This is a genomic window from Paenibacillus sp. J22FR21 (genome assembly GCF_056269135.1).
Genome location: NZ_JBWDNJ010000002.1, coordinates 612,002 through 623,678 on the forward strand (window position 1 = coordinate 612,002; position 11,677 = coordinate 623,678).

Annotated in this window: 11 protein-coding genes; 9 read left to right on the top strand and 2 right to left on the bottom strand. The window is 48.8% G+C overall.

Annotation, left to right across the window (positions count from 1 at the left end; translation table 11 throughout):
- Nucleotides 1-33: 33 nt before the first annotated feature.
- Together glnA and AC0YNS_RS08595 are read left to right on the top strand one after the other, a co-directional pair.
- The gene (gene glnA / locus AC0YNS_RS08590) at nucleotides 34-1,362 is read left to right on the top strand and encodes a type I glutamate--ammonia ligase (protein ID WP_475780579.1); all 1,329 of its coding nucleotides are present in this window, start codon (nucleotides 34-36) and stop codon (nucleotides 1,360-1,362) included.
- A gap of 135 nt (nucleotides 1,363-1,497) precedes the next feature.
- Nucleotides 1,498-2,082, top strand: coding sequence for a hypothetical protein (locus AC0YNS_RS08595; RefSeq protein WP_475780580.1), 585 nt, complete (start codon nucleotides 1,498-1,500; stop codon nucleotides 2,080-2,082).
- Nucleotides 2,083-2,185: 103 nt separating this feature from the next.
- Here the strand turns inward: AC0YNS_RS08595 and lexA are convergent, their stop codons facing one another.
- Nucleotides 2,186-2,806, bottom strand: a complete 621-nt coding sequence (gene lexA / locus AC0YNS_RS08600) for a transcriptional repressor LexA (protein WP_475780581.1) — start codon at nucleotides 2,804-2,806, stop codon at nucleotides 2,186-2,188.
- 187 nt (nucleotides 2,807-2,993) lie between these two features.
- Between lexA and AC0YNS_RS08605 the strand changes: the two genes are divergently transcribed.
- The 5 genes from AC0YNS_RS08605 to AC0YNS_RS08625 all read left to right on the top strand — a co-directional run bounded on the left by AC0YNS_RS08605 (nucleotide 2,994) and on the right by AC0YNS_RS08625 (nucleotide 6,252).
- Entirely contained in the window at nucleotides 2,994-3,380 is a 387-nt protein-coding gene (locus tag AC0YNS_RS08605) for a LysM peptidoglycan-binding domain-containing protein (RefSeq protein WP_475780582.1), read from the top strand.
- Nucleotides 3,381-3,655: 275 nt separating this feature from the next.
- Nucleotides 3,656-3,853, top strand: a complete 198-nt coding sequence (locus tag AC0YNS_RS08610) for a DUF896 domain-containing protein (RefSeq protein WP_475780583.1) — start codon at nucleotides 3,656-3,658, stop codon at nucleotides 3,851-3,853.
- 30 nt (nucleotides 3,854-3,883) lie between these two features.
- The gene (locus tag AC0YNS_RS08615) at nucleotides 3,884-4,870 is read left to right on the top strand and encodes an aldo/keto reductase (RefSeq protein WP_475780584.1); all 987 of its coding nucleotides are present in this window, start codon (nucleotides 3,884-3,886) and stop codon (nucleotides 4,868-4,870) included.
- A 51-nt stretch (nucleotides 4,871-4,921) separates the two neighbouring features.
- The gene (locus tag AC0YNS_RS08620; RefSeq protein ID WP_475780585.1) at nucleotides 4,922-5,440 is read left to right on the top strand and encodes a hypothetical protein; all 519 of its coding nucleotides are present in this window, start codon (nucleotides 4,922-4,924) and stop codon (nucleotides 5,438-5,440) included.
- Nucleotides 5,441-5,466: 26 nt separating this feature from the next.
- Entirely contained in the window at nucleotides 5,467-6,252 is a 786-nt protein-coding gene (locus AC0YNS_RS08625; RefSeq protein ID WP_475780586.1) for an HAD family hydrolase, read from the top strand.
- Between the two features lie 80 nt (nucleotides 6,253-6,332).
- Here AC0YNS_RS08625 and AC0YNS_RS08630 read toward each other — a convergent pair whose 3' ends face one another.
- Nucleotides 6,333-6,869, bottom strand: a complete 537-nt coding sequence (locus tag AC0YNS_RS08630; protein WP_475780587.1) for a 1,2-dihydroxy-3-keto-5-methylthiopentene dioxygenase — start codon at nucleotides 6,867-6,869, stop codon at nucleotides 6,333-6,335.
- A gap of 192 nt (nucleotides 6,870-7,061) precedes the next feature.
- On the opposite strand from AC0YNS_RS08630, the gene metH reads away from it, so the two are divergent.
- Nucleotides 7,062-10,499 carry a methionine synthase gene (gene metH, locus AC0YNS_RS08635; protein WP_475780588.1) on the top strand — a complete coding sequence of 1,146 codons (3,438 nt, stop codon included), beginning with the start codon at nucleotides 7,062-7,064 and terminating at the stop codon, nucleotides 10,497-10,499.
- Nucleotides 10,500-10,599: 100 nt separating this feature from the next.
- Entirely contained in the window at nucleotides 10,600-11,526 is a 927-nt protein-coding gene (gene rnz, locus AC0YNS_RS08640) for a ribonuclease Z (RefSeq protein WP_475780589.1), read from the top strand.
- The last annotated feature ends 151 nt before the right edge of the window (nucleotides 11,527-11,677 follow it).

Consider the following 11,677-nt stretch of genomic DNA (forward strand, 5'->3'; position numbering starts at 1 on the left):
TTCAAACCAATTAGCCTTTAAGGAGATGATTCTGTGAGCTACAACAAAGATGACATCAGACGTATTTGCAAAGAACAGAATGTCCGGTTTATTCGACTTCAGTTCACCGATTTGCTGGGAACGATCAAGAACGTCGAAATTCCGGTAAGTCAGCTGGAAAAGGCACTCGATAACAAAATGATGTTCGACGGCTCGTCCATCGAAGGTTATGTGCGGATTGAAGAGTCCGACATGTACCTCTATCCGGACCTGGATACATGGGTTGTATTCCCATGGGTTGCAGAAGATCGTATTGCCCGTCTGATCTGTGATGTATATATGCCTGACGGTACACCATTTGCCGGCGATCCGCGCGGCATTCTGAAGCGCGTTCTGAAAGAAGCGGACGAGCTTGGCTTTACTGCGATGAACGTTGGACCAGAACCGGAATTTTTCCTATTCAAAACAGATGAGAAGGGCAATCCGACTACAGAGCTTAACGACCAAGGCGGATACTTCGACCTTGCGCCGATGGATCTGGGGGAAAACTGCCGCCGTGAAATAGTATTGACGCTGGAAGAAATGGGCTTTGAAATCGAAGCTTCTCACCATGAGGTGGCTCCGGGTCAGCACGAAATCGACTTCAAATATGCGGATGCGATCAAAGCAGCCGATCAAATCCAGACGTTCAAGCTGGTTGTCAAAACGATTGCACGCCAGCACGGACTGCATGCTTCGTTTATGCCGAAGCCGCTCTTCGGTGTCAATGGTTCCGGTATGCACTGTCACCAATCGTTGTTCAAGGGCAATGTGAATGCGTTCTACGATGAGAGCGACAAGCTGGGCCTTAGCCAAACGGCTCGTTATTACATGGCTGGCATGCTGAACCATGCACGTGCTTTCTCAGCGATTACGAACCCTACCGTAAATTCGTACAAGCGTCTGGTTCCTGGCTATGAAGCCCCTTGCTATGTGGCTTGGTCTGCAAGCAACCGCAGTCCGATGATCCGTATCCCGGCTTCGCGCGGTCTCAGCACGCGTATCGAAGTTCGTAGTCCAGATCCAGCAGCTAATCCATACCTGGCGCTTGCAGTTATGCTTAAAGCAGGTCTTGATGGTATCCGCAACAAAACTCCGCTGCCGGCTCCGACTGACCGTAATATCTACGTGATGACGGATGAGGAGCGTATCGAAGAGGGCATCCCTACCTTGCCGGATGACCTGAAAGAAGCATTGACTGAGCTGCTTCGCAGCGAAGTTATTTGTGAAGCGCTTGGCGATCACGCGCTTGCCCATTTCTATGAGCTTAAAGAAATCGAGTGGGATATGTACCGCACGCAAATCCACGAGTGGGAACGCGATCAGTACTTGACGCTCTACTAGAACCGAAGAAACCCTTGATGCCGTATGGTATCAAGGGTTTTTTGTGTCTTCGAGTATTAGTGCTTCCGCACTTGTACCTCTGCTTTCGCATACGATGCCACAATAGCCATTCGATTCATGAAGGAGGCAGCGTATGTGAAGAAGCAAGCGGCGACAAAAGCGGAGAAACCGTTTCGACTAACTGGAGCGATATTATCCCATGTAGCAGTAACGATGGTGCCATTCTTAAGGAAGATCGTACTGAACTATTCCTATGCCCTGAAATGGTCCAAGGCTATTCGCGGAGCGGATTTAGATACCTTATCCGCTCTATTTAGGTCGGTTGTGCCTTCTGCTAAATTAAATGGGTTCTCTACGAATGCCATAGGTTACTTCTTTGATTTTGAGTTCCCTGAACCGATCCTTCAATATTCCATCGGAACGACGATTCCACCCGGAACGACGCAATTCACATTCTCAACCCCGATTCATCGAGCTATTGCAAGAGCAATTCTGCCTTTCTATAAAGCGCTTCGTTCCTCTTCAACATACGCAGCTGCTGTTGCGGCTGCCGTGAACAATAATAATCGAACACGATTGGCAGCCTTGATTCGACGAAAAGTAACAGCATGCGCGCTTAAATCGATAACAATTGATTTCTCCGGCATAGCCTTAAGCTTCAAATACAAGAGCAGTAAATTCACCTATCGTCATTTGTTATTCCGCGAAATCGTAGGTTAGCTGACATAATGGAGGTACATCGGCGTTGCGTGGCGGGTGACAGAAAAAGGGGCAATTCCTAACGCTGCTGCAGCGAGAAGAAATGCCCCTTATCATTTGTTGATTAGTGGATGTCGCGGAAAAGTCCGATGACTTTGCCGAGAATGGAGACGTTACGCAGTCGGATCGGTTCCATCGTGGAATTCTCCGGCTGCAGACGGATATGATCCTTCTCTTTATAGAAGGTCTTAACAGTTGCTTCGTCTTCTTCTGTCATCGCAACGACGATATCGCCGTTGGAAGCGGTTTGCTGTTGGCGGACAATGACGTAATCGCCGTTATGAATGCCTGCTTCGATCATACTTTCACCGACAACGTTCAGGATGAATACATTGTGGTCGCCAACCCTGTCAGCCGGAAGGGGGAAGTAATCCTCGATGTTCTCTGTTGCAGTAATCGGTACACCGGCAGTTACCTTACCTACCACAGGAACCTTAGCAATGGAGAGCGGGAATGGAATCTCGTTGTCTTCGCCGTCCAAGATCTCAATTGCGCGAGGTTTAGTTGGGTCACGGCGAATAAGGCCTTTCTTCTCCAGGCGATCAAGATGGCCATGGACTGTAGAACTGGAAGCGAGTCCGACCGCTTCACCGATCTCGCGAACGGAAGGCGGATAACCTTTCTCGCGAACTTCCGTCTTAATGAATTCTAGTATCGCCTGCTGGCGGTTTGAAAGTTTCGACACCGGAATCACTCCAAAGTTTCATTTGTGTCAAATTATAACACAGAACCGGAGTTCGTACAAACATAAGTTCGAGAAACACAGGTTCGCATATTTTTACGAACAAATGTTCCAAAAACGCTTGACCACAAACAAACGTTCGTGTTATTCTTGGTTTATCAAATAGAACAAACGTTTGGGGTGCTGGAGAATGATGACAACGATGTCCACTTACTCTTCTAATTATAAAGGTGAAGCTCGCAATACACGGAATACTCGCGCTGTGAAGCGTACTTGGCAAGAGAGAAGAACAGAACGCCTATTAATGAGACTAGCCGTAGCAACACTGTTCTTCGTACTGCTGTTCACAGGACTCTCACTGATGACAAGCCAAGCGAACAGTGAATATCCTGCAGCGCCAACTGCTTCGGAACAGATTGTAGTTGTTGGCTCAGGTGACACACTATGGAACATCGCTAGCAGTATTCGTAAGGAAGGCGAAGATATTCGTCATGTTGTTTTTAACTTGAAACAACGGAACAACTTAACCTCCAGCTCGCTGCAAGCCGGACAATCCTTAATTATCCCTGTTGAATAACTGGGCTCGCCGAAACAGCTTCAATAGAATCAATACATACTTACAAGAATGATCCATAGGAATCTACATTCAGAAGCCTGAGTCTCTATTGCTCAGGCTTTTTTCATTTCTGGCGGCATATCGTAATTATAAGGTGCACCCGAGGTGGAAAGAGGATGGAGAAGACAAGTGAAAACAAGCCTCAGAGAGGGCCATTTCGCCTTGACAATGGGCAATTAAAAATGTCAAAGTAAAGAATGACATGTTGGCCGAATCAGGGAAGGAGCTTATTTGAAATGGAAAAGATTATCGCCCGTATTAATGAACTATCCAGAAAGAACAAAACCGTAGGGTTGTCGCCGGAGGAACTGGTCGAACGCGACGAGCTTCGCCGTCTATACCTTGAGAATTTCAAGAATAACTTCCGGAATCAACTCGATACCATTAAATATGTGGAAGATGAAGAGAACGGGGAAGATACGATCAAGCATTAGCAGCAGTCTATTTGAAGGAGGACATGTAGCATGCAATATCGTTTACTTGGCCGAAGCGGTTTAGCCGTATCGGAGCTTTGCTTAGGTACAATGACGTTCGGTAATACGACAAGCGAGACGGATTCCATAGAGATGATGAATCGTTTCTTCGAGAAAGGCGGCAATTTCCTTGATACTGCGAACGTGTATGTATCCGGCCGCTCTGAAGAGATTGTAGGTAAAGCGATCAAAGATCGACGTTCAGAAGTTGTGCTCGCAACGAAAGTGAGATTCGCGACTGCGAATCACCCAAACGGCGTCGGTGTTTCAAGAAAGCATATTATGGATGCCGTCGAAGCAAGCTTGAAGAGACTTGATACCGACTATATCGACCTCTATCAAGTGCATGTGTGGGATCACGCAACACCGATTGAAGAGACGCTTCGCGCTCTTGATGATCTGGTTACTTCAGGAAAAGTTCGTTATATCGGCTGTTCCAATTTCTTCGCCTGGCAGCTTATGAAGTCGTTGTCCACCAGCGATTGGAATCGTTATGTCCGATTCATCTCCATTCAACCGCAATACAGCTTAGTCAGTCGTGAAATGGACCGCGAAATGTTATCCTTATGCTTGGAAGAGAATGTAGGAATTATCCCATGGGCACCGCTAGGCGGAGGCTTTCTGACAGGCAGATATACGCAAGAAGAGCCTGTAAGTGGAAGATTAACGTCCAAGCAAGGCGAGAGCTCCTGGGCAGTTCGTGCTAACGAGGGTAATTTCGCAGTGCTTGACGCTGTGCTAAGCGCAGCAAAGGAACTAGATCGTACACCTGCCCAAGTTGCGCTGACCTGGCTGCTGCAACGCAAAGGGATTACGTCTCCAATCTTTGGGGCAAGCACATTGGAACAGTTTGAAGATAACATGGGTGCGATCGGTTGGACGATGCCGGATTCCGTATGGAACAAGCTGGATGAAGTAAGCGCATTGCCAAGCGAGTATCCGAACCGATTTATTGCGAAATTCGCCAGACCGATCTAACTTAGAGTAAGACGATTACAGCGTGTTGAAGATTATGAAGGAGGAACACCCTTGTCAAGATCGTGGGAACGTAAAGTACAGAAGAATCAAGCAGAAATTAACAAACAACGTAAGAAGCATGGAAAGGCGCCGCTCATGGCTGCCAAATCAAGTGCAGAGAAGCTCGACACTTTTAAAGGAAGAAGCTATTTGATGCCGGCATTCCTGCTGTTGTTCATCCTTTTCTATGTAATCGTGACTGTTACTGCGGATACGTACAAGCAGACTGGCAATATGTTCTGGCTGACTGTAGGTTGTTATGTCATCCTAGCTTTGCTATTCACGCTGCGCCGCCCGTATCTATCGGTTGGCAGTGACTATATCCGCTCCCGCCGGTTCACAGGCGATCGCTCGATCAATGTAAACAACATTAAAGCCATCTCCTCTCAGAAGGGCTACATTGTTGTTGAGCAGCATAAAGGCGGAAATTGGGTGTTCTCGCGCGTCATTAACCGTTTCCCAACGGATCAAATGTCGGAACGCCTGCGGACGTTCTCCGCTCAACATGGTATTTCGTTTACTGAAAAATAATACGGAAGTGGAGTGCAGACACGATTATGGCTAAACAAGCAGTATTATTTGATCTCGACGATACACTATTATGGGATGATCGAAGCGTACAGGAAGCATTCGATGCGACCTGTCTAACCGCTGCAGCACAAACCGGAGTGGATGCGAAAGCGCTGGAAGACGCGGTACGCCGTGAAGCTCGCGCACTCTATGAATCCTATGAAACGTTCCCATTCACCAAGATGATCGGAATCAATCCGTTTGAGGGGCTGTGGGCGAACTTTCTGGAAGGGGAACAAGAAGAGTTCCGCAAGCTTCAGCAGCTCGCTCCGGCCTATCGCCGCGAAGCTTGGACACGTGGCCTGAAGGCGCTCGGCGTGGACAACGCAGAGCTCGGAGCTCAGCTCGCTGAACAGTTCCCGGCTGAACGTCGCAGTCGTCCCTATGTATATGAAGAGACGTTTGCAATCTTGGATCAGCTCAAAGGCAAGTACAAGCTCCTGCTGCTGACGAACGGATCGCCTGATCTTCAGCGTGAGAAGCTGGCTGGCGTTCCGGCGATCGTGCCTTATTTTGATCATATTATTATTTCCGGTGAATTTGGCCAAGGCAAACCTGCTGCTGCGATCTTCCATCATGCCCTAGAGCGTCTCGGCGTTGAGCCAAACCATGGCATTATGGTAGGGGACAAGCTCACAACGGATATTCTGGGAGCCAATACAATTGGCATGACATCCGTTTGGATTAATCGCCACGGCATGACGCGTTCAGATGAAATTATTCCTTCGCATGAAATCAAACATCTGGAAGAATTGCTGCCTTTGCTTCTGTAACTCGGGGGCAAGGAGCATTGATAAAACCACAACAAAGAAGACCCGTCCGAGGACGGGTCTTCTTATTTCGAAACAGGTTATTAGGCGAAAGTAGGATCTTCGATATTTTGGGCAACCCAGCCGTCCTTCTCGATGAAGAGGCGAACAGCGATGATTTCGCGGTTATCCATCAGCGTGAAGAAATGTGCTTTGTTCTCCGGAACAGATATGACATCGCCGGCCTCCAGCTCAACGTCGAAATATCCGGTTTCCTCGTCACCTTTAATGATGAAGATGCCGCGTCCGGACACGATGCCGCGAATTTCATCTTCGGTATGGATGTGGATTTGCTCAAACTTCTTCAGCAATTCCTCGATGTTCGGGGTCGCATCAGACAGAGAAATGACATCCCAAATTTTGTAGCCGCGACGCGCTGCAAGGTCACGGATTTCATCGTCGTAAGTGCTGAGGATCGTTTGCTTCTCTTCATCATTCAATACAAATTTGTTATGAAGTTCAGTTGGAAGCTTGCTTGCATCCCAGTGCTCATAAAGCACTTCTTGCTTCTCTAGAAAGGCGCGGACGTTCTCTTCGCCGGAGATGCGCTCATCCGTGCTGCGAATTCGAATTTCTGCCATCGTTTAATCCCTCTTTTCACAAAAATCGTAATTCCGATCAGAATAATTATAGAACAAAACGAATGACCTGAAAAGGTTCTTTGCACGCGCGGTGAATTCTGGTAGAGTATAGGGAAATGATTTTTGCTGAATCGACCACGCCTTGCTAGGGTAAAGGCAGTGAGTTGGATTATCGGAAGGGAAGTGCATCTTTTGACGAAACCGACAATGCAGGATATGCTCGCACAACGAATTCTCATCCTCGATGGGGCTATGGGTACGATGATTCAACAGGCGGATCTGGGGCCGGAGGATTTTGGCGGCGAAGAACTGGACGGCTGTAATGAAATGCTCGTACTGACACGTCCCGATGTTATTCAAGGCATCCATGAAGATTATTTAGCTGCAGGTGCAGACATTCTTGAAACCAATACGTTCGGCGCGACGAGCGTCGTTCTTGCTGAATATGATATTCCGGAGAAAGCAAGAGAGATCAATCTTGCTGCGGCATCTCTTGCGCGTGCTGCTGCAGATAAATACTCCACGCCGGACAAGCCGCGTTATGTAGCCGGAGCACTTGGACCTACTACGAAGACGCTGTCCGTAACAGGCGGCGTTACGTTTGATCAGCTGGTCGAGAGCTATTACGAGCAAGCCCTCGCCCTAATTGAAGGCGGCGTCGACGCCATGCTTCTGGAAACCTCACAAGATACACTGAACGTAAAAGCCGGCACAATCGGTATTCATAAAGCTTTCGAAGAAACAGGCATTACGCTTCCACTCATGATCTCCGGTACAATCGAGCCGATGGGCACGACATTAGCCGGACAAAATATTGAATCTTTCTATATCTCGCTTGAGCATATGAATCCAATCTCGATTGGGCTTAACTGCGCGACAGGACCGGAGTTTATGCGTGACCATATCCGTTCACTCTCGGCAATCTCGCATGCTGCAGTCAGCTGTTATCCGAATGCCGGCTTGCCGGATGAGAATGGGAATTATCACGAATCGCCGGAATCGCTGGCGAGGAAAATCGCTGATTTTGCCGAGCATGGCTGGATAAATATCGCTGGCGGCTGCTGCGGAACAACGCCGGATCATATCCGTGCTATGGCTGAAACCTTGGCAAATTACGCACCGCGTACGAAACCGGGGGAGCATCCGCCGGCGGTTTCCGGTATCGAGACGGTTTATATTGAAGAAGATAACCGTCCCATAATGATCGGCGAGCGTACGAATATTTCCGGCTCACGTAAATTTAAACGCCTCATTAAAGAAGAGAAGTATGATGAAGCGTCCGAAATAGCCCGTGCACAAGTAAAGGGCGGCGCACATGTTATTGATATAAACTTGCAGGATACGGATATAGATGAAGCGCATGCAGTGCATCATTTTCTGCCTGAAGTTGTAAAGAAGATTAAAGTACCGCTCATGCTTGATTCCACCTATGATCATATCATTGAGCTCGGCTTGAAGTATTCCCAAGGGAAAGCGATCATCAACTCCATTAACCTGGAGGATGGCGAATCCAAGTTCGAGAAAATTCTCCCGCTCATACATCGCTATGGGGCAGCGGTTGTTTGTATTCTTATCGATGAGCGTGGACAAGCGGTTTCACGCGAAGCGAAGATGGAAGTGGCTACTCGTTCGTACGAGCTGCTTACTGAGAAATATGGCATGAATCCGGAAGATATTATTTTCGACCCGAACATGTTCCCTGTTGGATCCGGTGACCCGCAGTACATCGGTTCTGCAGTTGAGACCATTGAAGGCATTAAGATGATTAAAGCGAAGTATCCGAAGGCGAAGACGATTCTCGGCTTAAGTAACATCTCGTTCGGATTGCCGGATGCGGGCCGTGAAGTGCTCAACTCTGTTTATCTGTATCACACGACGAAGGCCGGACTTGATTATGCAATCGTGAATACGGAGAAACTGGAGCGGTATGCATCCATTCCGGAAGAAGAGCGCCGTCTTGCTGAAGAATTGATTTATAATACGAACGATGAGACTTTGGCGGCGTTCGTTGCAGCCTTCCGTGAGAAGAAAGTTGTAAAGAAAGAGAAGATTTCCACGTTGACGCTGGAGGAGCGCCTTGCTTCTTATGTTGTCGAAGGTACGAAGGAAGGACTCTATCCGGATCTTGATGAAGCGCTGAAGAAGTATGCACCGCTTGAAATCATCAACGGCGCGCTGATGAGAGGGATGGAGGAAGTCGGTCGGCTGTTCAATGGAAATGAGCTGATCGTGGCTGAGGTGCTGCAGAGCGCCGAAGTAATGAAAGCTTCTGTTACGTATCTGGAGCCGTTCATGGAAAAGAATGAAACAGCCGTTAAAGGTAAAATCATACTGGCAACCGTTAAAGGCGACGTCCATGATATCGGTAAAAATCTGGTCGAAATCATCTTATCCAACAATGGCTACAAAATTATTAATCTAGGCATTAAAGTGCCGCCTGAACAAATTATTGAAGCCTACCGCAAAGAGCCGGTTGATGCGATTGGCCTCTCGGGTCTACTCGTCAAATCGGCGCAGCAGATGATATTGACCGCGCAGGATTTGCGCAGTGCAGGCATTGACGCTCCGATTCTGGTAGGAGGCGCGGCACTCACTCGTAAATTCACGAAGCATCGGATCGGACCGGAATATGACGGGTTGGTACTGTATGCGAAGGATGCTATGGATGGTCTGGACATCGCCAACAAGCTGATGGACAAACAACATCGCCTTGTCTACGAGGAGGAGATGGCTGCGCTCAAAGCTTCCGGCTACTTGGAAGAAGTGGAGAAGAAGCCTCTGCCTGAGCTGACTCGAGCCGTGCAATCGAATGTGTCCAAGGATGCGCCGGTTTATATTCCGCCGGATACAGAGCGTCATGTTCTTCGTAACGTCCCGATTCCACACATCGTGCCTTATATTAATATGCAGATGCTGCTTGGCCATCATTTGGGCTTAAAGGGCAACGTGGATACGCTTCTTGCTGAAGGCAATGAGAAAGCCGTGAATTTGAAGGAAACGGTTGACGGACTGCTTGCCGATGCTGCCAAAGGATTACTGAAGGCTAACGGCATGTACCGTTTCTTCCCAGCACAATCGTCGGGCAACGATATTATTATTTATGATCCGAGTCAGCCCGGTGTCGAGATCAAACGTTTCACGTTCCCTCGTCAGCAAGTTGAGCCGTATCTCTGCTTGGCAGATTTCTTGAAATCGGTGGAGAGCGGCGAGATGGATTACGTCGGCTTCCTCGTTGTAACAGCGGGCGAAGGCGTAAGAGAGAAAGCAACTGAACTGAAAGACAACGGAGACTACTTGCGCTCCCATGCCTTGCAGTCTGTTGCACTTGAAGTTGCGGAAGCAATGGCCGAACGTGTCCATCATTTGATGCGCGATACTTGGGGTTTCCCGGATCATCCGGAAATGACGATGAAACAGCGCCATGGTGCTCGTTATCAAGGTATTCGGGTTTCGTTTGGTTATCCGGCTTGTCCGAATCTGGAAGACCAACAGCCGCTGTTTGAGCTGATGAAACCTGAGGATATCGGCGTACAATTGACGGAAGGTTTCATGATGGAGCCGGAAGCATCCGTATCCGCGATGGTATTCGCCCATCCGGAAGCGCAGTATTTCAACGTAGAGAAGGCGTAACGGATAGCATAGGTACCCTCCGAACTTGCAGTGTTAAGCTGCAGCTTTGGAGGGTATTGTTATAGATAGCATATGGATTGCGATTGGAGGGAGCATGCACATGCAGCTCACGTTTCTCGGTACAAGCGCAGGAAGACCAACGAAAACTCGCAATGTGACTTCCATTGCATTCTGTCTTCCTGAACCGCATTGCGGGTTCTGGCTGTTCGATACCGGCGAAGGCACGCAGCATCGGCTGCTGCACGGCGGATTGAAGCTTAATAAATTGGAACGAATTTTTATTACCCATTTGCATGGTGATCATCTCTATGGATTGCCCGGCCTGCTAAGCAGTCGGACGTATTTTGAAGGGGCAGGTCCGCTTCAGATCTATGGTCCGGCCGGATTAAGAGAATATTTGAACGTGATCTTCCAACATAGCGGGGTTCATCTCGGTTATGAGCTCGAAGTTATAGAGGTCACTGCAGGCGAGGTAGCAGCGGATGATCGTTTCGTAGTTGAGGCAGCAGAGCTGGAGCATCGATTGCCATGCTTCGGTTACCGCATCACCGAGCGTCCGCAGCAAGGACAGCTTCATTTGGCGCGGCTTGCTGAGATCGGTGTTCGGCCAGGTCCGCTATACGGGAAGCTCAAACGCGGTGAATCCATTACACTTGAGGATGGCCGTACCATTTCCTCGGCAGATGTTGTAGGTCCGCAACTGCCGGGGCGGATTGTCACCATTCTCGGGGATACAACGCCATGCGATAATGCGATTCGACTGGCCGAAGGTGCCGATTTGCTCGTGCATGAAGCGACCTTTGCAGGCGGAATGGAGGAGAAAGCGGCTGCATACGGCCATTCTACGATTCGTCAAGCCGCAGAGATTGCGGCTGCAGCAGGGGTTAAGCGATTGGTGGTCACACACTTCAGCTCGCGATTCGACGATGAAGCCGTAGCGGAGCTGGTGGCGGATGCCCGGACGATTTTCCCGCATACTGACGCAGCGTACGATTATGCAGAATTCCAAGTGAAGCGTTCCATATAGAACAACCCTTGGCGACTAATGGAGATCGTCCAGAAGCCGTCCGATCGCAGGCTGCGAGAGGGCGGCTACTGTCGTTTGTTAAAAATAGGGCTTTTTTTATTTTAACCCGAGCGGTTATAATGAGGGGAACAGTCGTTCTATCACGGGGGTT